This is a genomic window from Bradyrhizobium sp. 604_D8_N2_3, from assembly GCF_051810765.1.
In the GTDB taxonomy this organism is placed as follows: domain Bacteria; phylum Pseudomonadota; class Alphaproteobacteria; order Rhizobiales; family Xanthobacteraceae; genus Bradyrhizobium; species Bradyrhizobium barranii.
The window spans coordinates 7,965,597-7,985,610 of sequence record NZ_JBPWPM010000001.1 but is presented as its reverse complement, the minus strand read 5'-3'; the positions used below and the strand labels follow the sequence as shown (position 1 = coordinate 7,985,610).

General features: G+C 63.8%; 25 protein-coding genes. 19 read left to right on the top strand and 6 right to left on the bottom strand.

Annotation, left to right across the window (positions count from 1 at the left end; all coding sequences use genetic code 11):
- Nucleotides 1-116 precede the first annotated feature (116 nt).
- The 4 genes from AB7245_RS38340 to AB7245_RS38325 all read left to right on the top strand — a co-directional run bounded on the left by AB7245_RS38340 (nt 117) and on the right by AB7245_RS38325 (nt 2,875).
- Nucleotides 117-485, top strand: a complete 369-nt coding sequence (locus tag AB7245_RS38340) for a YciI family protein (protein WP_063981079.1) — start codon at nt 117-119, stop codon at nt 483-485.
- Nucleotides 482-1,783 carry an RNA polymerase sigma factor gene (locus tag AB7245_RS38335; RefSeq protein WP_085401829.1) on the top strand — a complete coding sequence of 434 codons (1,302 nt, stop codon included), beginning with the start codon at nt 482-484 and terminating at the stop codon, nt 1,781-1,783. Before AB7245_RS38340 ends, AB7245_RS38335 begins: the two co-directional genes overlap by 4 nt.
- Before the next feature lie 79 nt (nt 1,784-1,862).
- The gene (locus tag AB7245_RS38330; RefSeq protein ID WP_085401830.1) at nt 1,863-2,399 is read left to right on the top strand and encodes an SRPBCC family protein; all 537 of its coding nucleotides are present in this window, start codon (nt 1,863-1,865) and stop codon (nt 2,397-2,399) included.
- A 62-nt stretch (nt 2,400-2,461) separates the two neighbouring features.
- On the top strand, nt 2,462-2,875 hold the full coding sequence (locus AB7245_RS38325; protein ID WP_028161093.1) for a VOC family protein: 414 nt from the start codon (nt 2,462-2,464) through the stop codon (nt 2,873-2,875).
- Nucleotides 2,876-2,987: 112 nt separating this feature from the next.
- On the opposite strand, the gene AB7245_RS38320 is transcribed toward AB7245_RS38325, so the two are convergent.
- From AB7245_RS38320 to AB7245_RS38305, 4 genes are all read right to left on the bottom strand, one after another.
- Nucleotides 2,988-3,350 (bottom strand): hypothetical protein, encoded by a 363-nt coding sequence (locus AB7245_RS38320; protein WP_085401831.1) that lies wholly within the window; start codon nt 3,348-3,350, stop codon nt 2,988-2,990.
- 428 nt (nt 3,351-3,778) lie between these two features.
- Nucleotides 3,779-4,123 carry a hypothetical protein gene (locus AB7245_RS38315; protein WP_063986089.1) on the bottom strand — a complete coding sequence of 115 codons (345 nt, stop codon included), beginning with the start codon at nt 4,121-4,123 and terminating at the stop codon, nt 3,779-3,781.
- Between the two features lie 287 nt (nt 4,124-4,410).
- Nucleotides 4,411-4,839 (bottom strand): hypothetical protein, encoded by a 429-nt coding sequence (locus AB7245_RS38310; RefSeq protein ID WP_425364317.1) that lies wholly within the window; start codon nt 4,837-4,839, stop codon nt 4,411-4,413.
- Between the two features lie 130 nt (nt 4,840-4,969).
- Entirely contained in the window at nt 4,970-5,758 is a 789-nt protein-coding gene (locus AB7245_RS38305) for an SDR family NAD(P)-dependent oxidoreductase (protein ID WP_439035548.1), read from the bottom strand.
- 89 nt (nt 5,759-5,847) lie between these two features.
- Here AB7245_RS38305 and AB7245_RS38300 point away from each other — a divergent pair, with 89 nt between their 5' ends.
- Nucleotides 5,848-6,225 (top strand): cupin domain-containing protein, encoded by a 378-nt coding sequence (locus AB7245_RS38300; RefSeq protein ID WP_085401834.1) that lies wholly within the window; start codon nt 5,848-5,850, stop codon nt 6,223-6,225.
- A 93-nt stretch (nt 6,226-6,318) separates the two neighbouring features.
- Here the strand turns inward: AB7245_RS38300 and AB7245_RS38295 are convergent, their stop codons facing one another.
- The gene (locus AB7245_RS38295; protein WP_085401835.1) at nt 6,319-7,986 is read right to left on the bottom strand and encodes a methyl-accepting chemotaxis protein; all 1,668 of its coding nucleotides are present in this window, start codon (nt 7,984-7,986) and stop codon (nt 6,319-6,321) included.
- 319 nt (nt 7,987-8,305) lie between these two features.
- On the opposite strand from AB7245_RS38295, the gene AB7245_RS38290 reads away from it, so the two are divergent.
- From AB7245_RS38290 to AB7245_RS38245, 10 genes are all read left to right on the top strand, one after another.
- A complete protein-coding gene (locus AB7245_RS38290) occupies nt 8,306-8,671 on the top strand; it encodes a nuclear transport factor 2 family protein (RefSeq protein ID WP_085401836.1) in 366 nt (121 codons plus the stop codon).
- Between the two features lie 166 nt (nt 8,672-8,837).
- Nucleotides 8,838-9,242: a YciI family protein gene (locus AB7245_RS38285; protein WP_028152208.1), complete on the top strand. Its 405-nt coding sequence runs from the start codon at nt 8,838-8,840 to the stop codon at nt 9,240-9,242.
- A 65-nt stretch (nt 9,243-9,307) separates the two neighbouring features.
- Entirely contained in the window at nt 9,308-9,670 is a 363-nt protein-coding gene (locus tag AB7245_RS38280; RefSeq protein WP_063981089.1) for a YciI family protein, read from the top strand.
- 170 nt (nt 9,671-9,840) lie between these two features.
- Entirely contained in the window at nt 9,841-10,581 is a 741-nt protein-coding gene (locus AB7245_RS38275) for a TetR/AcrR family transcriptional regulator (RefSeq protein ID WP_085401837.1), read from the top strand.
- Between the two features lie 120 nt (nt 10,582-10,701).
- Nucleotides 10,702-11,187 (top strand): DUF2852 domain-containing protein, encoded by a 486-nt coding sequence (locus AB7245_RS38270; RefSeq protein WP_028152211.1) that lies wholly within the window; start codon nt 10,702-10,704, stop codon nt 11,185-11,187.
- Between the two features lie 200 nt (nt 11,188-11,387).
- On the top strand, nt 11,388-11,555 hold the full coding sequence (locus AB7245_RS38265) for a hypothetical protein (protein WP_144030761.1): 168 nt from the start codon (nt 11,388-11,390) through the stop codon (nt 11,553-11,555).
- 68 nt (nt 11,556-11,623) lie between these two features.
- Nucleotides 11,624-11,881, top strand: a complete 258-nt coding sequence (locus tag AB7245_RS38260; RefSeq protein ID WP_085401838.1) for a hypothetical protein — start codon at nt 11,624-11,626, stop codon at nt 11,879-11,881.
- Complete coding sequence (locus tag AB7245_RS38255) at nt 11,878-12,015, top strand: hypothetical protein (protein ID WP_201266188.1); 138 nt, start codon at nt 11,878-11,880, stop codon at nt 12,013-12,015. Before AB7245_RS38260 ends, AB7245_RS38255 begins: the two co-directional genes overlap by 4 nt.
- A 63-nt stretch (nt 12,016-12,078) precedes the next feature.
- The gene (locus AB7245_RS38250; protein WP_085401839.1) at nt 12,079-12,846 is read left to right on the top strand and encodes a serine O-acetyltransferase; all 768 of its coding nucleotides are present in this window, start codon (nt 12,079-12,081) and stop codon (nt 12,844-12,846) included.
- 25 nt (nt 12,847-12,871) lie between these two features.
- Nucleotides 12,872-13,582, top strand: coding sequence for an SDR family NAD(P)-dependent oxidoreductase (locus AB7245_RS38245; protein ID WP_354078636.1), 711 nt, complete (start codon nt 12,872-12,874; stop codon nt 13,580-13,582).
- 213 nt (nt 13,583-13,795) lie between these two features.
- On the opposite strand, the gene ggt is transcribed toward AB7245_RS38245, so the two are convergent.
- Nucleotides 13,796-15,532 (bottom strand): gamma-glutamyltransferase, encoded by a 1,737-nt coding sequence (gene ggt, locus AB7245_RS38240; RefSeq protein ID WP_085401841.1) that lies wholly within the window; start codon nt 15,530-15,532, stop codon nt 13,796-13,798.
- Nucleotides 15,533-16,243: 711 nt separating this feature from the next.
- Between ggt and tolQ the strand changes: the two genes are divergently transcribed.
- From tolQ to tolB, 4 genes are read left to right on the top strand one after another with little or no spacing between them, the layout of a single operon-like run.
- Nucleotides 16,244-16,960 (top strand): protein TolQ, encoded by a 717-nt coding sequence (gene tolQ / locus AB7245_RS38235; RefSeq protein ID WP_085400854.1) that lies wholly within the window; start codon nt 16,244-16,246, stop codon nt 16,958-16,960.
- Nucleotides 16,961-17,003: 43 nt separating this feature from the next.
- Nucleotides 17,004-17,453, top strand: coding sequence for a protein TolR (gene tolR, locus AB7245_RS38230; protein ID WP_028152217.1), 450 nt, complete (start codon nt 17,004-17,006; stop codon nt 17,451-17,453).
- Between the two features lie 4 nt (nt 17,454-17,457).
- Entirely contained in the window at nt 17,458-18,414 is a 957-nt protein-coding gene (locus AB7245_RS38225; RefSeq protein WP_085400852.1) for a protein TolA, read from the top strand.
- Between the two features lie 41 nt (nt 18,415-18,455).
- A complete protein-coding gene (gene tolB, locus AB7245_RS38220; protein WP_049807612.1) occupies nt 18,456-19,799 on the top strand; it encodes a Tol-Pal system beta propeller repeat protein TolB in 1,344 nt (447 codons plus the stop codon).
- The last annotated feature ends 215 nt before the right edge of the window (nt 19,800-20,014 follow it).

Below are 20,014 nucleotides of genomic sequence, written 5' to 3'. Positions count from 1 at the left end.
TGAAAACCCTCCTTGGCACGATCCGATGGATTTTTCTCGCAAATTTTTTCCGCAGCCCTGTCGGGGCGGGGCATATTGGATCGTCTTAAAAACAAGCGTTCAGGAAGGTGCTGCCCATGCTTTATGCGATCCTCTGCTATCACGACGAGGACTTCGTCGGCTCCTGGAGCAAGGACCAGGACGAGGCCGTGATGAAGAAGCTCGCCGTGGTGCAGGACAAGCTCACACAGCAGGGCCGGCTCGGTCCGGTGGCGCGGCTGTTGCCGACCACGGCGGCGGCGACGCTGCGCAAGGAAGACCCGCCGCTGGTGCTCGACGGCCCCTATGCGGAGACCAAGGAGCAATTGCTCGGCTTCTACATCGTCGATTGCAAGAACCTCGACGAGGCCCTCGACGTCGCGCGCGACCTCGGCGCGGCCAATCCCGGCGGCGCCTATGAGGTGCGCCCCGTCGGCGTATTCCGGCCCGGAGGAATTTCGACGTGAGCGAGGCCGACACCGCCTGGATCGAGACCGCGCTGACCTCGGCGCGACCCCAGGCGGTCGGCGCGCTGCTGCGCTATTTCCGCGATCTCGACACCGCCGAAGAGGCCTTCCAGAACGCCTGCCTGCGCGCGCTCAAGACCTGGCCGCAGAACGGGCCGCCGCGCGATCCCGCGGCCTGGCTGATCATGGTCGGCCGCAACGTCGCCATCGACGAGGTCCGTCGCGCCCGCAAACAGCAGCCGCTGCCCGAGGACGACCAGGCCATCTCCGATCTCGACGACGCCGAGGGCGCGCTCGCCGAGCGGCTCGACGGTTCGCACTACCGCGACGACATCCTGCGTTTGATGTTCATCTGCTGCCATCCGCAGCTGCCGGCGACGCAGCAGATCGCGCTGGCGCTGCGCATCGTCTCCGGTCTCACCGTGAAACAGATCGCGCGCGCCTTCCTGGTCTCGGAAGCGGCGATGGAGCAGCGCATCACCCGTGCCAAGGCGAAGGTCGCCGAGGCCGGGGCGCCGTTCGAAACGCCTGGCGCGGTCGAACGCTCCGAGCGGCTCGCCGGCGTTGCCGCAATGATCTACCTGATCTTCAACGAAGGCTATTCGGCCAGCGGCGACACGGCGGAGATCCGAAAGCCGCTGTGCGAGGAAGCGATCCGGCTGGCGCGGTTGCTGCTGCGGCTGTTCCAGAGCGAGCCGGAGATCATGGGGCTCGCGGCGCTGCTGCTGTTGCAGCATGCGCGCAGCGCCGCGCGCTTTGCCGCGGACGGCGCGGTGATCCTGCTCGACGACCAGGATCGTACGCTGTGGAACGGCAACATGATCGCGGAAGGCCTGGCGCTGATCGACAAGGCGATGCGCCATCGCCGCAGCGGCCCCTATCAGGTCCAGGCCGCGATCGCCGCGCTGCATGCGCGCGCGTCGACGCCCGAGGAAACCGACTGGACGCAGATCGACCTGCTCTACGGCGCGCTCGAACTGATGCAGCCTTCGCCGGTGGTGACGCTCAACCGGGCGGTTGCGGTCTCCAAGGTGCGCGGGCCGCAAGCGGCGCTCGAGCTGATCGAGCCGCTGGCGCCGAAACTCGCCAACTACTTTCATTTCCACGGCGTGCGTGGTGCCTTCCTGATGCAGCTCGGCCGTAACGACGAAGCCCGCATCGCCTTCGACCACGCCATCGCACTCGCCAATACTTCGGCGGAAGCCGCCCATATCCGCATGCATATTGATCGCCTGATCCGGGACAGCCAGCCGAAGGGCGCCAATGGCGGCGCCAGGCAGGGCGCAAAGGCAAAGTGACGGCCAAAAATTTCGTCCCGCCAATTGTCGGCTCCCGCCGTTCCCCTTCGTCTTAATTCCATATCCAGGGAGCCCACTCATGCTGAAAGCCATTGCCATCATCGCCGTCGTGCTCGTCGTCGGCATAGCCGCGGTCCTCGTCTTCGCCTTGACAAAACCCGACACGTTCCGCGTCGAGCGCTCGCTCGCCGTGAAGGCGCCGGCCGATGCGATTTATCCGCACGTTGCCGATTTCCATTTCTGGATGAGCTGGTCGCCCTATGAGGATCGCGACCCCGGCATGAAGCGGACCTTCGGCAGAACCGCGTCAGGCAAGGGCGCGACCTATGCCTGGGACGGCAACAATAATGTCGGCGCCGGGCATATGGAGATCCTCGAGGCAAGCACGCCGTCGAAGCTTCGGATCAAGCTCGATTTCGAGCGCCCGTTCGAAGGCCACAACACCGCCGAGTTCACCTTTGTGCCGCAAGGCGATGCCACACTGGTCACATGGGCGATGTACGGTCCGGCGCCGTTCATGTCCAAGGTGATGCAGGTGTTCATCAATATGGACAACATGATCGGCAAGGACTTCGAGGCCGGCCTCGCCAGCCTGAAGAAGCTCACCGAGAAGTAGCAAGGCTTGCTGCCCCAAGGAGCAGCCAAGGAACCGACAAGAAAACGAAGAGGAGAGAAACGATGATCAATGCCTATCTGTTCTATCAGGACACCTGCGAAGCGGCGTTCAACTTCTATGCCAAGGTTCTGGGCGGCAAGATCGACGCCATGATGCGCTCATCGGAAGCGCCGCCGGACATGCCCGCCGCGCCCGGCCGCGAGAAGATGATCATGCATGCGCGGATGTCGCTGCCCGACGGCAGCGTGCTGATGGCCTCCGACGCGCCACCCGAGCATTTTCAGAAAGCCCAGGGCTTTTCGGTCTCGCTCACGGTCACGGACCCCGCGGATGGCGAACGCAAGTTCAACGCGCTCGCCGACGGCGGCACCGTCACCATGCCCTTCAGCAAGACGTTCTGGGCCAAGGGCTTTGGCATGTGCGTCGACAAGTTCGGCATTCCCTGGATGGTGAACTGCCCGGCCGAGGGCATGTGACGGGCGCGTCGGCCTGACACGCCAAGCCGCGATCCCACTCCCGTTGTTACGGGAGTGGGTCACTGTCACTCATGCCGTCGTCATGTCACACGGCTGATCGCCGCGTGCTCGCTCACCGGAGCGATCCGGTCGCGTCATCGCTTGGCGGCGGCGATTCAACGCAGCGAGGGCAGATCACGAGTTTCGTGCCAAGCTGCCTGTCGTTCTCCGCCTCGATTTCGTCATGGACCACCCACCACGCCTCGGAGAACGGGCGCAACGTGCCGAGCACTCTTTCCCGCTCCTGATTGGGATTGTCCTGCGCAGGCGCCGGGTTCGCGGCGCGCCGCTTTGTGACAGAGGAGCGGTGAGGGGCCTGGTTCGGATCCCGGCCGAGGCCGTCCCATGCGATCGGTCGGCGCTCCTGCGCCGACGCCGCCGCGCATCCGAGGAGCGCTGCGCAAAAAGTGAGCAAGACGAAGCCGTGACGCAGCATGCCGGACCCTTGGTGCGGTACGCGACACGCAAACTCCGCATGCGGAGCCTTGCATCGCGCCGGTTAAATGGAACCTAAGGGAAACGACGTGGCCGCCATGGCCCAATATGGAATCGTGCTCTCGCATCACATTGCGAGAGCAGTGAGGCCGCTTCGTGAAATCATGCGGATCGCATCGCACAACAACTGGCGAAATATTAGGCTGTAAACTCCACGACAGAATCGCTAATAATTTCTTCATAAATTCTACAAACTGGGGTGGGCGTAACTTGGGAAGGGAGCGACCGATGGCAGCGGCGCTACAAATCAATTTTGCACTTTGGGGTATGCTCATCTGCGCGACCTTGGAATTGGCGCAGACCATCCAGAGGCTTTACTAGGCCCGACGAAATGCGTGACCGGCGCAATTTCGCCGTCGCGCTTGCCTGCTAGCTCACCAGCAACGCGATGAGCGTGAAGCTGACGCTCGCGATCACGATCATCGAGAGGATGTAGTTGCGCGGCCGCGCCGTTCGCGCACGCGGCGGTCTCCGCCGCTGGAGTGGCTCGCTCGCCTGCCATGCGAGCTCCGACGGCGCGAGCGCAGCCTCTGCGCCCGAGCCGATATATTTCACATAGAGCTCGAGCAGCCGCAGCTCGGACGGCAGGTCCATCAGGCCCTCGCGGTGGCGCCGCGACAGCAATTCGAATTCGACGGTTTCCTGGGAGCTCAACTGGCCAAGGACAATGCGTCCCTGGTCCGACAGGCGGTAGTGAAAATCGATGGGCTGCACGGCCTGCGACCGGTTTGAAAATGAGTAATCTTGAAAAAGCGGAACCATCCTAGTCTGTGACCATTGCTGCGATTATGACGGCCCTGCAGCCATCGTGACCCGAGCGGCCTCAATCTGGACGGGACCATCATAGACGGTCGGGAAAGGCCGCAAACCGGGTAAATTGGGCAGGCATTGCCAAGCGGTTGAGCGGATTCGTGTCCGGATCGTCGGAATTTTGCAAAACTGCCTAATCGCCGGACAGCGGCGGATGCAACCCGGTCGCATCGCTGGCGGCCGCCTGTTGCTCAGCGGCAGCGCGGATAAATCGCCGCAAGGTCGCGGCCCTTCAGCAAAAGCAATCTGGACGAGAGGCCACCGTGCCGGCTGATCCAGTCGCGCACCGGGCCGGGATAGGCCTGCAGCACCGCGTCGGAGGCTTCGGGCTCGGCATAAAAGCGCCCGCGCCGGTCGACCGAACGCGCCGCGTGGAAGCCGAGTACCGCGCGCTTGGTGACGCAGATGCGCTCGCCCGGCACGATGCTGAGCACCAGCGTGCAGGCGGACAGGCACGGACCGTCGATCACCACGCGCTCGCCGCTCTCGCGCACCTGCTCGAACAGGTCGAGGAACGGCCCGACCTCTCCGCCCGGCGACTGGATGATGCGGATTTCGGCCATGGCGGGGGTGGTGGTAAAGAGCGCAGATGCGAGCATCCAGGCACCCACAAAGAACATGCGTCGCATGGAGCACTCCACTAACTCGATCCCGTAGGGTGGGCAAAGCGTAGCGCGCCCACCAATGGCATCGCAAATCTGGAGGGAAGGTGGGCGCGGCGCTTGCGCGCCTTTGCCCACCCTACGACGTTCACCCGTTCCGCCGTTCGCCGCGCAGCGTCGGCAGGCCGATGCCAGCCGCATCGAAGCCGCCATCGACGGCCAAAATTTGGCCGGTGATGTAGCTCGATCGTTCCGAGCACAGGAAATAGATCGCTTCGGCGAGTTCCTCCTCCAGGCCGTAGCGGTTGAGCGGAATGGCGTCGTGATAGTCGGCGCGGATCTCCCTGCTGTGCACCTGCTTCGCCATCGCGGTGTCGACCGGCCCCGGCGCGACTGCGTTGACGCGGATGTTGAGCGAGGCGAGCTCGACCGCGAGCTGCTTGGTCAGGTGCGCAAGGCCCGCCTTGCTGGTGCCATAGGCCGAACGCAGGGTCGAGGCGCGCACCGCCGAGATCGAGGTGACGTTGACGATGGCGCCGCCGCCTTGCTCGCGCATCAGCGGCGCGGCCGCCTTGGTGAACAGGAACGGGCCGGTGAGATTGACCGCCATGATCCTGTTCCAGTCGGCGTCGCTGGTCTCCAGCACTGGCGCGAACACGGCGACGCCGGCGTTGTTGACGAGAGCATCGAGCCGACCGAAGCGGCTCATGACCGCCACCATTGCAGCTCCTACGGCGGCTGCATCGGACACGTCGCAGGTGATTGCCAGCGTGTTATCGGGATTCTTCAGGGCCGCCGTCGCGCCTGCCTGCAGCTCCCCCTCGATATCGAGCAGCGCGACGCGCCACCCTTCGGCCAGGAATTTCTTGGCCGTCGCCAGCCCGATACCTCGCGCGGCTCCGGTGACGAGGGCGACGTTTTGTGGGGCCTGCGGCATTTGCTAATCTGTCCTGTGTTCGAAAGGGGCGCGCACGAGCGCCGGCTCCTTTTACTTCGCTTTCGTCCCGGCAAGAAGGGCTCCAGGCCATGCTCATCGATCCCAGCACGATCCCGCTCGAGGAATGGCGGCCAGGTGTGAAGACCCGCATGGTCACATCCGCGCGCAACGGCGCGACCGCGCTCTGCATCTTCGAGCAATGGGTCGATCCCGGCGCCGGCGCGCCGACGCACAGCCACACGGTCGAGGAGGTGCTCACCGTGCGGGCGGGCGAGGCGGAGATGTGGGTCGAAGCCCGGCGTATCACGATGACGGCCGGACAGGTGCTGCTGGTTCCCGCCGGCCGCAAGCACGGTTTTCGCAATTCGGGAGCGACCATGCTGCATGTGCATGCGGTGTTGGCCTCGCCGGTCTTCGAGATGCTGCCGGAAGGGGCGAGTGAAGCGACGCGACGCTGGGAGCGGTAGGGTAAGGGCGTCGGTCTCTCTCACCGTCACCCCAGGGTGGCCGCTTCTTCAGCGGCCCTCGAAGGATGACGGGGATCGTGATAAAGCGAGAGCTTACGCCAGCTCCGCCGATGCGCGCTGCATGTTCGACGACATGTCGGAGGTCACGATGCTCTGCTCCTCGACCGCGGCCGCGGTGGAGGCGATGAACTCGTTGACGCCGGCGATCGCGGCCTTGATCGCGGTGAGCGAGCTCGCAACGTCGCCCGAGATGGTGTTCAGCGCGTCGATTTCGGAGGTAATCGTGTCGGTGGCCTGCTTGGCCTGGCTGGCGAGGTTCTTCACCTCGGAGGCGACGACGGCAAAGCCGCGGCCCGCTTCGCCCGCCCGCGCCGATTCGATCGTGGCGTTGAGCGCAAGCAGGTTGATCTGACTGGTGATGCCCGAAATCATCTCGACGATGCCGCTCATGGCCTGGGCCGCTGCAGTCAACTTCTGAGCCTGACCGTCCGCGGACTCGACCCTGGTGGTCGCGACCTTGGAGGTCTCGCGCGATTTCGCCATGGTCGCGGAGATCTCGCGGATCGAGGCGCTCATCTGCTCGCTGCCGGCCGCGACCGCCTCGATCAGCCCGCGCGCATTGTCGGCCTTCTTGCGGCCGATCGCCTGCGCGGTGATGTCGGTGGCGTATTTCACCACCTTGTAAGGTTTTCCGTTGAGGTCCAGAATCGGATTGTAGGACGCCTGGATCCAGATCTCGCGGCCGCCCTTGGCGATCCGCCTGTATTCGGCGGCCTGGTATTCGCCGCGGTTGAGCATCTCCCAGAAATGGCGGTAGGCCGCCGAATTCCTCTCGCTCGGCTCGACGAACATGGAATGGTGCTGGCCCTTGATCTCGGCCAGCGAATAGCCCACCGCCTTGAGAAAATTCTCGTTGGCGGTGCGGATCGTGCCGTCCATGTTGAACTCGATCACCGCCTGCGACTTCTGGATCGCAGCGAGCTGGCCGTCATTGTCGGCGGCCTTCATCTTCTGCGCGGTGATGTCGGTTGCGAACTTCACCACCTTGAACGGCTTGCCGGTCTCGTCGAGGATCGGGTTGTAGGTCGCGAGTATCCAGATCTCCTTAGCCCCCTTGCCGAGCCGCTTGTACTCGGCCGCCTCGAACTCGCCGCGGTTCAGCCTGGCCCAGAACGCGGCATAGGCCGAACTCGCGCGGTCCTCGGGCGTCACGAACATGCTGTGATGCTTGCCCCTGATCTCGTCGAGCGAATAGCCCATCGCGCCCAGGAAGTTCTCGTTGGCGGTGACGATGGTGCCGTCCATGTTGAACTCGATCACGGCCTGCGCGCGGTTGATCGCGGCGATCTTGCCGGAGTCTTCCATGGTCTTGATCTTGTACGCCGTGATGTCGGTGGCGAACTTGATGAAGCTGACCACCTTGCCGTTCTTGTCCAGCAACGGGGCGTAGGAGGCATGAACCCAGACTTCCTTGCCGTTCTTGCCGAAGCGCTTGTATTGCGTGGTCTGGAATTCGCCGCGGTTCAGGCTGGCCCAGAAGTCGCGGTAGCGGGCGCTCTCGCGTTCGGCCGGGCTGACGAAGATGCTGTGATGCTTGCCCTTGATCTCGGCGAGCGAATAGCCGCTCATCTTCAGAAGGTTCTCGTTGGCATCGAGGATGGTGCCATCGAGATCGAATTCGATGACGGCCTGCGAGCGATCGAGGGCGTCGACTTCCGCGAGCGCGTGCTGGATCCTGGCCTTGCTGTTGAAATTGAACACTTGAAGATCCCCGGAATGGTTCAACTATGCGTCGGCCCAGCTGCAATTGGCCTTCCCGAAAAAGTTGCATGCACGCGTTGATCAACTGTAAACCCTTGCAGCAAGTTGCGCGGTCTCCGTAGTTCCGCGTGCGCCGGCCATGTTGTTCTGCTTTCGAAGATTCTTGTCCTATATGCACGGCGGTGGACATAGTCGGTCCGTAATCGTACGGACCCGCCTCGCGATATTTTCGCATCGTCTCTGTTGAAATTCGGCAAGCGATGTCGGGGCACGCGTTCGTGCATCGTCTTCAAGAGGATCTTCTCTGCGGAGACCATCAATGCCTGACGACCGCGAGCGCCTGATTCGAGACCTCTTCGCAGCCTATCTCGGCAACGACCGGCAACGGGTCGCCGACGCATTGGCCGACGATTTCCGCTTCACCAGTCCGTTCGACGACGACCTCGACAAGGCGGCCTATTTCGAGCGCTGCTGGAAGGACACCGGCTGGATCGCGCGGCACGACATCGAGCGGGTTTTCGTCCGGGGCGACGAGGCCTTCGTCACCTATCTCTGTCTGGCGAAAGATGGCAGGAGCTTTCGCAACACGGAGTTCTTCACCTTTTCGGGTGGCAAGGTCCGCCGCATCGACGTCTATTTCGGCGCTGCCCGAAAGGATGGGCGTTTCCTGCCACAGCCGCGCTAGCGGTCGGCGCAATGACCTCCGGAATAATTTTCATCACCCTGTCGGTTCCGTAAAGGTTGGTTCGTCTTAGAGGTAAGGGTGGGCGGCCCGGGCCGCCGCTCCCGTCCTTCCGGGGGTGGCGCCGCGCCGCGCAAACCCGAAACGACAAAGCAAACAAGGACTGCTCATGCGATTCATGATGCTGATGATTCCGCTCGGCTACGAGACCGCGCCGCCGGACGTGCAACTCGATCCCGAACGCGTCGCCGCGATGATGCGCTACAACGAGGCGCTGAAGGATGCCGGCGTGCTGATTACGCTCGACGGCCTGCACCCGCCGTCGATGGGCGCGCGCGTCTCGTTCGCGACCGGCGAGCCCATCGTGACCGACGGCCCCTTCGCCGAAGCCAAGGAAGTCCTTGGCGGCTACTGGATGATCGAGGTTGCCTCGCGCGAGGAGGCGATCGCCTGGGCGAAGAAGTGCCCGGCCTCCGCCAATGAAGTCATCGAGATCCGGCAGGTACAGGAGATGGCCGACTTTCCGCCGGAGGTGCAGGCAGCCGCCGCCGGTTTCGACGATCTGAAGACGTAGCCGAGACGGCCGCGGATCAACTCGCGGCTCGTCAATCCATCATCCATCAACAAAGGAGAGAACCAATGAGCACCGATACCTATCTCGCCGTTTTCCTCGGCAGCAAGACCAGCCCGCAATGGGCCGCATGGAACGCGATGTCCGAGACCGCGCGGAAGGCGAAGGAGCAGGAGGGCATGGCGGCCTGGAAAGGCTGGGTCGAGAAGCATCAAGGCGCGATCCAGGCCATGGGCGGCCCTCTCGGCAAGACCAAGAAGGTCGACGGCAAGGGCGTCGCCGACATCGCCAACGAGATGGGCGCCTTCACCGTGGTTCGCGCCGCGTCCCATGAGGCCGCAGCCAAGATGTTCGAGAACCACCCGCACTTCGCGATCTTCCCCGGCGAACGCGTCGAGATCATGCCGGTGCTGCCGATTCCCGGCGGCTAGGCCGTGTCATTCCGGGGGCGCGCACACGCGAGCCCGGAAATCTCGAGATTCCGGGTTCGGCTCGTCGAGCAGCCCCGGGTCGAGCCGCCCCCGGAATGACGAGTTGGCCGGTTAATCAAATCCGGCCTGCGCTAGTGACTTCACGCCCGGCTCATGTAAAAGCTGTTCACATGAGCTGGCGTAAGGACCAGGGCCGCACCGAGCGCGGCTATCACCACGGCAATCTGAAGGAAGCCCTGTTGCAGGCTGCCCTCGGGCTGATCGCCGAGAAGGGCGCGGCCGGCTTCACCTTTGCCGATGCCGCGCGCATGGCTGGCGTCAGCGCAGCGGCGCCCTACCGGCATTTCCGCGACCGCGAGGAGTTGCTGTCCTCGATCGCGCAGCGCGGCTTCGAGCAGTTCGAGCAGCGCCTGACCGCGGCCTGGGACGACGGGCGCCCGGATACGGTCTCGGCGTTCGAGCGCGTCGGCAAGGCCTATCTCGCCTTTGCCCGCGAAGAGCCTGCCTTCTACAACGCGATGTTCGAATCAGGCGTGCCGGTCGATTCAAATCCGGCCCTGCAGGCTGCCAGTGAACGCGCCTTCAACATCATTCGCGCCGCCGCCGAACGGCTTGCGGCGTTGGCGCCGCCCGGCACGCCGCGGCCACCGGCCATGATGATGGCGCTGCACATCTGGTCGATGGCGCATGGCGTGGCCTCGCTGTTCTCACGCGGCGACGCCGCGCGGCGAAAACTGCCGATGTCGCCGGATGACCTGCTCGAAGCCGAGGTGCTGATCTATCTCCGCGGCCTCGGCTTCCCGACCGACCGCCGTCCGCCGGCGAGAAGCACCGAGCCGCCGCCGGTGCCACCGGAGGCATCCTCCGGTTCTGGCCTGCCGCCCGGCGGCCCCTGGGGCAAGCCGAAATAAAATTGCGCAAATAATTCGGCGACCCTGTCAGGCGGCCGGCTTGACAAAATCGCGGGATGGTCTAGCTATGTAAATGTTATTTACATTCACAACGGCGCTGGTGCCGTGATGGAGATGGAAATGGCCTACACCGCTGATGTCAATCGATGGCGCGGTTCCTCTGACGAACGCTATGAGCGCCCCCACATGCTCGATACGCCCTGGCATCCCGGCTGGATCGCCGTGACCATCCTCGGCTTCATCATCTGGTGGCCGATCGGACTTGCCCTTCTCTTTTTCACACTCGGGAGCAGAAAAATGGGTTGCTGGAGCCATCAGGATCGCTGGCAGAACAAGATGGAGCGGATGCAGTACAAGATGGACCGCATGCGCGGCCGCATGGAGCGCCGTGGTTTCGGCTTCGGCTTCGGCCCGCCCTCGAGCGGCAACCGTGCCTTCGACGAATACCGCACCGAGACGTTGCAGCGGCTTGAGGAAGAGCAGGTCGAGTTCAGGAACTTCCTCGACCGTCTGCGTCACGCCAAGGACAAGGAAGAGTTCGACCAGTTCATGGCGCAGCACAAGACGCGTCCGACCCCGCCGCCGACCGACCAGCCGCAGGGCTGATCTAAAACGGCTGATCCGAGGTCTGCCTCTCAAAGCCTTCAGGCGCATGCCCCCAAAGTCCTGATGGCCCCGAGCCGCCCGCCTGCGCAACCCGCAGGCGGGCGGTTTGGTTTTTGGGGACCCGAACCAACCGCCGACGATCCGACACCAAGACTTGCGCGTGCCACCTCAATCCGCCGCGCTGCTGGACGACGCGCATCATGGACCTCTACACCCGCCTGCTGCTTGCCGTGACCGCCCTGGCGGTGCTGGGCTACATTGGCTTGGTCTATGGCAGCTGCGCGTCTGATCCCGATTGCCATTTTCGCCTCTGCGCCGGTGGGCGTGCGTTCTGCGGCGTTGATCACGTACATGTGCAGGACCGGTAGAACCCGATCCGCACCACGCCCGACCAAGCCCCGACGGCGCATCTCCCGCGGCGCCAACGGGCCCGACCATGACCAACGCCGAACGCAAAGAGATCAGCCAGCGCATCGCGCTCCTTGAGCGCGCCTCGGCGCTGTTCGACCGGTTCGGAAACATCGTGCCGGTGGCGATCGCGTTCCTCAATGGATGGCCGACGGAAGTCCAGCTCTATCCGCAGTGGCAGCTCGGCGAATCCTGGCGGTTCTTTCTCAGCCTTTATCTCTATTGGTTCGCCTCGTTCGCACTCAGCCGCGCGGTCTCGTTTGCGAAGGGGAGTATCGCCCCATGATCCTGCTCCGCGATTTCGCGCTCTTCGTCCTGCCGATCCTGATCGCGGCGGGCGGCTGGCTCTACACGCTCAGCCTGCGCAAGCGGGCCCGGACCGATCTTGAGGGCGAAAGCAAGCGCGTCCCGACGGCGTGACTGGCGCCCCGACCCGGACCGCCTATATTCGCCTTCACAAGAGTGGGCGGACCGGAGGCGACAATGGCGGAAGCTGCGATCACGGCGAGCGACGGCCTCTGGCAACAGGTCCGCAGCGAGGCGCAGCGCGCGGCTGATGCCGACCCCGTGTTCGGTACGGCCCTTGCGCGTACCATTCTCGCTCATGATGATTTTGCCGCCGCCTTAGCCGATTTGATCGGGCAGCGGCTCGGCAGTGGCACCACCGGGCGCACGCGCTTCACGTCCTATTCCCGCGACGCCTTTCAAGGCGAGCCAGACCTGATCGAAACCGCCAACCGAGATCTGCAGGCCATCGCATTGCGCGATCCCGCCATCACCGACCTGCTGCCGCCGCTGCTGCATTACAAGGGCTACGTTGCGCTGCAAGCCTGGCGCGTCTCGAACTGGCTCTGGCGTCATGACCATCGCGACGCGGCGCTGCTGTTTCAGAACGAGGCGTCCAACCTGCTGCAGATCAGCATTCATCCGGCCGCATCCATTGGATTGTCCGTCTATCTCGACCACGCCACCGGCATCGTGATTGGTGCGAATGTGGTGATCGGCGACGAGGTCACCATCCTCCAGAGCGTCAGCATCGGCCGTCGCGGTGAATTGCCGACGCGTTCGCCGCGCATCGGCCGCGGCGTCTACATCGGTGGCGGCGCGACCATTCTCGGTGACATCAATATCGGTGATTTCGCAAAGATCGGTGCCGGCGCTGTTGTGACCGGTGACGTGCCCGCTGGCTGCACCGCGATCGGCAATCCCGCGCGATTGACCAATTGCCCCGAACCTGCCTCGGCGGCTTGACCCCATCAACCTTCGGAGAGTTGCAATGAAGACGGCAATCGTGATCGGCGTTGGTCCGGACCGCGGGCTCGGAGCCCGGCTTTGCAAGCGCCTTGCGGCCGATGGGCTCAAGGTGATCGTCGCGGGCCGGACGCTGTCTGCCTTGCAGGCCGTTGTCGACGACATCACGAAGGCGGGCGGCGCAGCCGTACCCTTCGTTGCTGATGCGACCAGGGAGGGGGACATCGTCGCGCTGTTCGATGCCGCCGGCGACAACCTCGACCTCGCCATCTACAACGCCGGCAACAACACGCCCGGCAAGATCATCGAGATGGAGGCCGACTATTTCGAGAATGCCTGGCGCGTGGTCTGCTTCGGCGGCTTCCTGTTCGGCCGCGAGGCGGTGCGGCGGATGGTGCCGAAGAAGACCGGCACGCTGCTGTTCACCGGCGCCAGTGCCTCGCTGCGCGGACGCTCCGGCTACGGCGCCTTCAACTCGTCCAAGGCCGGCCTGCGCACGCTGGCGCAGGCGATGGCCAAGGAATACGCGAGCGACGGCATCCATGTCGGCCATGTCGTGGTCGATGGCGCGATCGCCGGCGACAAGATCTTTTCACGATTCCCGGATGCGGCCGGCCGCGAGGACAGCCTGATCGACATCGATGGCATCGTCGATGCCTTCGCCTTCCTCTATCGCCAGCCCGAGCGCGCCTGGTCGTTCGAGCTCGATGTGCGGACCTCGAAGGAGAAATGGTGAGGGGCGGTCCTCGACCATTTCTACCGCCGTCATTGCCCGCGAAGGCGGGCAATCCAGTATTCCAGAGACAGCATTGAGATGCGGAGGAGCCGCAGCGTACTGGATACCCCGCTTGACGCCTACGCTAAAGCTTCGGCGCCCCTGGACCGCAGCCCCGGCGAAGCCTTGGCGTAGCCGGGTCGCGGGGGATGACAGTCGTAAGGGTGGCGTAGATCAATACCCGGCGGCCAATCCCGAGTTTCGGCGTGGATCGTTCGCACCGTAGTAACGGTTGTTGCCGACTTGCTCGCCATTCAGTGACGGCGCGCCGACGATGATGACCGCGAGATGGTTGGCCGGCTGCGGCGGCCCGAATTTGTGGCCCATGCCTTCCAGGATCTTGCGCGTGTCCGGTGACAGCGCATAGTCCTCGACATTGGTCATATCAGGCAGCCATTGCTGGTGGATGCGCGGCATGTCGACGGCTTCCTGCGCGTTCATGCCGTAGTCGATCGCATTGATCATGGTCTGCAGGACCGCCGTGATGATGCGGCTGCCGCCGGGCGTGCCCACCACCATGACGGTCTTGCCGTCCTTGGTGACGATGGTCGGGCTCATCGAGGACAGCGGTCGCTTGCCCGGAGCGATGGAATTCGCCTCGCCCTGCACCAGGCCATACAGGTTCGGCACCCCGACCTTGGCCGTGAAGTCGTCCATTTCGTCGTTCAGCAGCACGCCGGTCTTGGCCGCCGTCACCTTGGCGCCGAACCAATCGTTCAGCGTGTACGTCACCGATACCGCGTTGCCGTCCTTGTCCGCGATTGAATAGTGCGTGGTGTTGCTGCCCTCGTGCGGCGCGACGCCCGGCTTGATGTCCTTGGAGATTGCGGCCTTGTTCGGATCGATCACGGCGCGGATCTTGGTCGCGTAATTCTTGTCGAGCAGGCGGTCGAGCGGATTCTTCACGAAATCCGGATCGCCGAGATAGCTGTTGCGGTCCACGTAAGCATGCCGCATGGCCTCGATCTGCACGTGCACGGCCTGCGCGGAATGGTAGCCCAGCTCCTTCAGAGGGTAGCCCTCCAGGATATTCAGGATCTCGCAGATGACGACGCCGCCCGAGCTCGGTGGCGGCGCGGAAATCACGTGATAGCCGCGATAGTCGCATTCGACAGGTGCGAGCTCGCGCGTCTTGTAGCCGTCGAGGTCGTCCTGCGTCAGCAGGCCCTTGCCGGCCTGGCTCGATGCCACGATGGCGCTGCCGACCCACCCCTTATAGAAGCCGTCGGTGCCTTTGCTGCTGATCTCGCGCAGGGTTTTCGCCAGTTCGGATTGCAGCAGTCGATCGCCCACGCCGAACGGCTGGCCGTTGTTGAGGAAGATGGCGCTCGATGCCGGATCGTCCTTGAAATCGTCGGTTGCCGTGCGCAGCAGGTCGATGTCGCCCTGGTCGAGCACAAATCCCTGTTCGGCGAACTGGATCGCGGGAGCGAGCAGGTCGGCGCGCTTCATGGTGCCGTATTTTTCGCGCGCATATTCCATGCCCGAGACGGAGCCTGGCACACCCACAGCCAGATGCCCCTTGGTCGAGATGCCCTTGATGACGTTGCCGTCCTTGTCGAGATACATATTGGCCGTCGCCGCCTTGGGCGCGGTCTCGCGGAAATCGAGGAAGGTCTTGCGGCCGTCGGCGAGCTGGATCGTCATGAAGCCGCCACCACCGAGATTGCCGGCGGCCGGATAGACGACGGCCAAGGCATAGCCGACGGCCACAGCGGCATCGACGGCATTGCCGCCGCGCTTCAGCACGTCGACACCCACTTGGGTCGCCAGATGCTGCGCGGACACCACCATGCCGTTTTGCGCGGCGACCGGCGCGACCGACGCCGCGCGCGCGGCGCCGGATGTGACGAGGCTGACCGATATGATCGCGGCGACGATCCACCGCTGATTTGCTTGTGGTTTCGGCATGGGACGCTCCTCGGGCTGGCCGGTGATGCCGGCACGTTATTGTCAGCGAGCGCAGCCTATCGGCTCGTGCCCGCCGTGAGATGCGAGATGGAGCATGTGGACGTGGTGTAGCTGTGGCGCACGCGACGCTCCCTGCGATTTCGGGCTGGGCAGGGGCGGGGGTTCCAGAAGGGGCGTCCGTTGCGCCCGGTGTCGTAGCGCCACGAGTCCCACTGCGCTCCCCCCTTGCTGGGGAGGGCGGGGGAGAGGGGTCGCCCAGGAAAAGGTGCTCGTTGCGTGTGTTCGATTTCGGTGGGAGCCCCCGTGTGGTACCCCTCTCCCTAGCCTCCCCCGCAAGGGGGGGAGGGAACCGACCTCGCCAGTGGACCCGGCTCCGATCCGTCGCCGCCATGTCCCGCGGCAAAGCGGCCAACCGCCTGCGCTGCCTACCTTTCCGGCAGCCAAATTCGGCCGTGGTAACCGCACGTTAACCATCGGCGGGCTCTGGTAATTGCGGACAGTCGTGCCCGGAGCCGTGCTCAAGGCCCATAGTTTTGACATCTTGGCAGGGAATGCAGACGGCCGGCTTTGGACGAGCCCCTGCACCCCAGAAAGACAAGGCTTTGAGCGGGCTTGCCGGCCGCGCCGGTGCTAGCGCGGCTGTTGGGGAACCGGCAGCCATTTGCTGGCCGGAGAGGTCAGGTAAATGATCGCCTTGAGAGGATACTGCTTATGAATCCGGCCGACGTGGCTCAGTCAGCCCTTCCGGTTGCCGCTTCCGCGGACGTGTCGCTGATTGCGCTGTTCTTGCAGGCTCACTGGATCGTGAAAGCGGTGATGCTGGGGCTTCTCGCCTGCTCGGTCTGGGTCTGGGCCATCGCGATCGACAAGATCTTTCTTTACGCGCGCACCCGCCGCTCGATGGACCGGTTCGAGCAGGCCTTCTGGTCCGGCGAGTCGATCGAGGAGCTCTATCGCACGCTCTCGGCCAAGCCGACGCATTCCATGGCAGCCTGCTTCGTCGCCGCCATGCGCGAGTGGAAGCGCTCGTTCGAGAGCCACGCTCGCTCGGTCGCGGGCCTTCAGATGCGCATCGACAAGGTGATGAACGTCTCGATCGCCCGCGAGGTCGAGCGGCTGGAACGCCGGCTGCTGGTGCTCGCTACCGTCGGCTCCGCCGGCCCCTTTGTCGGCCTGTTCGGCACGGTCTGGGGCATCATGTCGAGCTTCCAGTCGATCGCGGCATCCAAAAATACCTCCCTGGCGGTGGTCGCGCCGGGCATCGCGGAAGCGCTGTTTGCGACCGCCGTCGGCCTTATCGCCGCCATTCCTGCCACTATTTTCTACAATAAGTTCACTTCCGAGGTGAACCGGCAGGCCCAGCGGCTCGAAGGTTTCGCCGATGAATTTTCCGCCATTCTGTCGCGTCAGATCGACGAGCGGGGCTGACGGACGGCATGTATAGTGTGAGGGGCAATTTGGGCACTCGATCATGGCGATGAACGTAGCTAGTTCGTCCGGAGGCGGCGGGCGCCGTGGCCGGCGCAAGCCCGTCGTGGCCGAGATCAACGTCACGCCGATGGTGGACGTGATGCTGGTGCTGCTCATCATCTTCATGGTGTCGGCTCCGATGTTGACGGTCGGCGTGCCGCTCGACCTGCCTCAGACCCAGGCCAAGAGCCTCGAAAACAACGACCAGAAGCCGATCCAGATGTCGGTCGACATCAAGGGCAAGGTGTTCATCAACGACGCCGAGATCGCGATCAACGAGTTGATCCCGAAGCTGAAGGCGATCACGGACGCGCGCGGCGGGCTCGAGGAGCGCATCTATCTGCGCGCCGACAAGAAGGCGGATTACGGAACGGTGGCCAAGGTCATGGGCCTGTTGTCCGGCGCGGGCTTCAAGAAGCTGGCGCTCGTGACCGAGGCGGATCAGGGGTAAACCGGTGAAGGTGAACGTCGACAAGACACTCGTTGCGTCGATTGCCCTCCACGTCCTCGTGCTTGGATGGGGACTGGTCACCTTTAGCAGCAAGGCCTTTGTCGCGGAAGAGTCGCTTCCGATCGACATCATCTCCACCGATCAGCTTGCGCAGATGATGTCGGGGCAGAAGACCGGCAAAAAGGAAGAGCCGAAGCCCAAGGTCGAGAAGATCGCGGAAGCCAAGCCCGAGGAAGACGCCGTCGGCAAGGTCACCGAGAAGAAAGAGCTGATCAAGACCAACTCGACGCCCGAGCCGCCGCCGAAACCCGTCGAAAAGCCGGTCGAGAAGAAGCCCGAGCCGCCGAAGCCTGTCGCCGAGGCGAAGCCGAAGGAAGAACCGAAGCCGCAGGAAAAGAAACCTGATCCGGCGAAGGAAGATCCGATCGCCGAGCTCCAGAAGAAGCTGGAGACCAAGAAGTCTCCGCCGAAGCCCGTCGAGCAGAAGGTCGCGGCGGTGCAGCCGCAACAGCAACCGAAGCCCAAGGAGCGCAGCTTCGATCCCGCGCAGATCCAGCGCGACCTCGACAAGCGCGCGGCGACCCGGCACGAGCTCTCCGGCGCGGCGCTGAATGCGTCGGCTGCGCTGGGATCGACAACCGGGACTGCTGCCAACAACGTTGCGACGTGGGGAGGCGCGTTCACGAATGCGGTCCGGCGCTGCTTCACGCCCACCTATAACGGGCAAGACGCCGAGCAATACGAGGCTGACATCGATATCCCGATGAAAATCGATGGCTCACTTGCGTCCGAGCCGATTATCGTCGCGGTTCGCGGCCCGTCTCGGTCGATTGCTCAGGCGGTGGCGGAGAGCGCCAAGCGCGCCATCGTGCAGTGTCAGGTCTATTCGTTCCTGCCGAAGCAGCAGTATGACACTTGGAAGACCATTCCAATGCGCTTCGGCCTGAAAGATATGTTGTGACATCCGAACAAAAGAATTTTGCGATGAATGACGTCCTATCGATGAACCGCCGCCGCTTCATGACGCTGACAGGATCGGCGCTCGCGACGCTCGGGGGCGGACATGCCCTGGCCCAGGGCCAAAAGCGGCTCGAACTCAATCCAACGGAGTTTCGGCCGATCCCGATCGCGATCTCCAACTTCGTGCCGGGCTCGCCCGCCGACGGCGACGTCAGCAACGGCGTCACCCAGGTCATCACCAACAATCTGAAGCGGTCGGGCCTGTTCGCACCGATCGACCAGGCCGCTTTCATCGAGCGCATCAGCAACATCGACGTCGCGCCGCAATTCCAGAACTGGAAGACCATCAACGCCCAGGCCCTTGTCACCGGCCGCATGACGCGGGGGCAGGACGGAAGGCTCAAGGCGGAATTCCGCCTGTGGGACGTCATCACGGGCCAGCAGCTTGCGGGCCAGCAATATTTCACCTCGCCGGAATATTGGCGCCGCATCGCCCACATCATCTCCGACCAGATCTATGAGCAGATGACCGGCGAAAAGGGCTATTTCGACAGCCGCGTGGTGTTCGTGGACGAGACCGGTCCAAAGGAGCGTCGCGTCAAGCGGCTCGCGATGATGGACCAGGACGGTGCCAATGTGCGCTATCTGACCCGCGGCTCCGACCTCGTGCTGACGCCGCGCTTCTCGCCGAACTCGCAAGAGATCACCTACATGGAGTTCGGCCAGGGCGATCCGAAGGTCTATCTCTTCAACATCGAGACCGGCCAGCGCGAGATCGTCGGCAATTTCCCCGGCATGACCTTCGCGCCGCGCTTCTCGCCGGACGGCCAGCGCGTCATCATGAGCCTGCAGCAGGGTGGCAATTCGAACCTGTTCGTGATGGATCTGCGCTCGCGCTCGACCACGCGGCTCACCGATACGCCGGCGATCGACACCTCTCCGTCTTACTCACCGGACGGCACCCGCATCTGCTTCGAATCCGATCGCGGCGGCAGGTCGCAGATCTATGTGATGGCCGCGGGCGGCGGACAGGCGCAGCGCATCTCCTTCTCCAAGGACGACACCAACGCCACCTATTCGACGCCGGTGTGGTCGCCGCGCGGCGATTACATCGCCTTCACCAGGCAAGGCGGCGGGCAGTTCTCGATCGGCGTCATGAAGCCGGACGGCTCCGGCGAGCGTCTGCTCACCTCAGGCTATCACAACGAAGGCCCGACCTTCTCGCCGAACGGCCGCGTGCTGATGTTCTTCCGCGATCCTGGCGGCAGCGGCGGGCCGTCGCTGTTCTCCGTCGACATCTCCGGCCGCAACGAGCTCAAGGTGCCGACGCCGGGCTTCGCCTCCGACCCGGCATGGTCGCCGCTGCTGTCCTCGACACCCGGCTAGAGCGCCTGCGAGCGAAGTGGATACAGGTTCGCGTGAAACATCGGGGCTAAGACATTGCGCGTTCAGACGCGCGATGTTTTCGAAAAAACATGCCGATTTTTTCGGGGTTTGGTGCAGGACGCAAGCTTTCCTTCACCTTGTGCCCGGCAACGCTTGCCTAGTTGCTTGATATTTCAGCGGAAACTTGTTCGCTATTGCCGAAAAACAACTCGACT

What these genes read in the sequence shown, in the direction of transcription:
- AB7245_RS38245 (WP_354078636.1), top strand. Translation starts at nt 12,872, where the DNA reads ATGAAGACGGCAATCGTGATCGGCGTTGGTCCGGACCGCGGGCTCGGA.
- AB7245_RS38280 (WP_063981089.1), top strand. Translation starts at nt 9,308, where the DNA reads ATGAGCACCGATACCTATCTCGCCGTTTTCCTCGGCAGCAAGACCAGC.
- AB7245_RS38305 (WP_439035548.1), bottom strand. Translation starts at nt 5,758, where the DNA reads ATGCCGCAGGCCCCACAAAACGTCGCCCTCGTCACCGGAGCCGCGCGA.
- AB7245_RS38290 (WP_085401836.1), top strand. Translation starts at nt 8,306, where the DNA reads ATGCCTGACGACCGCGAGCGCCTGATTCGAGACCTCTTCGCAGCCTAT.
- AB7245_RS38270 (WP_028152211.1), top strand. Translation starts at nt 10,702, where the DNA reads ATGGCCTACACCGCTGATGTCAATCGATGGCGCGGTTCCTCTGACGAA.
- AB7245_RS38310 (WP_425364317.1), bottom strand. Translation starts at nt 4,839, where the DNA reads ATGTTCTTTGTGGGTGCCTGGATGCTCGCATCTGCGCTCTTTACCACC.
- AB7245_RS38250 (WP_085401839.1), top strand. Translation starts at nt 12,079, where the DNA reads ATGGCGGAAGCTGCGATCACGGCGAGCGACGGCCTCTGGCAACAGGTC.
- AB7245_RS38300 (WP_085401834.1), top strand. Translation starts at nt 5,848, where the DNA reads ATGCTCATCGATCCCAGCACGATCCCGCTCGAGGAATGGCGGCCAGGT.
- tolB (WP_049807612.1), top strand. Translation starts at nt 18,456, where the DNA reads ATGAACCGCCGCCGCTTCATGACGCTGACAGGATCGGCGCTCGCGACG.
- AB7245_RS38340 (WP_063981079.1), top strand. Translation starts at nt 117, where the DNA reads ATGCTTTATGCGATCCTCTGCTATCACGACGAGGACTTCGTCGGCTCC.
- AB7245_RS38330 (WP_085401830.1), top strand. Translation starts at nt 1,863, where the DNA reads ATGCTGAAAGCCATTGCCATCATCGCCGTCGTGCTCGTCGTCGGCATA.
- AB7245_RS38325 (WP_028161093.1), top strand. Translation starts at nt 2,462, where the DNA reads ATGATCAATGCCTATCTGTTCTATCAGGACACCTGCGAAGCGGCGTTC.
- tolR (WP_028152217.1), top strand. Translation starts at nt 17,004, where the DNA reads ATGGCGATGAACGTAGCTAGTTCGTCCGGAGGCGGCGGGCGCCGTGGC.
- AB7245_RS38255 (WP_201266188.1), top strand. Translation starts at nt 11,878, where the DNA reads ATGATCCTGCTCCGCGATTTCGCGCTCTTCGTCCTGCCGATCCTGATC.
- ggt (WP_085401841.1), bottom strand. Translation starts at nt 15,532, where the DNA reads ATGCCGAAACCACAAGCAAATCAGCGGTGGATCGTCGCCGCGATCATA.
- AB7245_RS38320 (WP_085401831.1), bottom strand. Translation starts at nt 3,350, where the DNA reads ATGCTGCGTCACGGCTTCGTCTTGCTCACTTTTTGCGCAGCGCTCCTC.
- tolQ (WP_085400854.1), top strand. Translation starts at nt 16,244, where the DNA reads ATGAATCCGGCCGACGTGGCTCAGTCAGCCCTTCCGGTTGCCGCTTCC.
- AB7245_RS38260 (WP_085401838.1), top strand. Translation starts at nt 11,624, where the DNA reads ATGACCAACGCCGAACGCAAAGAGATCAGCCAGCGCATCGCGCTCCTT.
- AB7245_RS38285 (WP_028152208.1), top strand. Translation starts at nt 8,838, where the DNA reads ATGCGATTCATGATGCTGATGATTCCGCTCGGCTACGAGACCGCGCCG.
- AB7245_RS38265 (WP_144030761.1), top strand. Translation starts at nt 11,388, where the DNA reads ATGGACCTCTACACCCGCCTGCTGCTTGCCGTGACCGCCCTGGCGGTG.
- AB7245_RS38275 (WP_085401837.1), top strand. Translation starts at nt 9,841, where the DNA reads ATGAGCTGGCGTAAGGACCAGGGCCGCACCGAGCGCGGCTATCACCAC.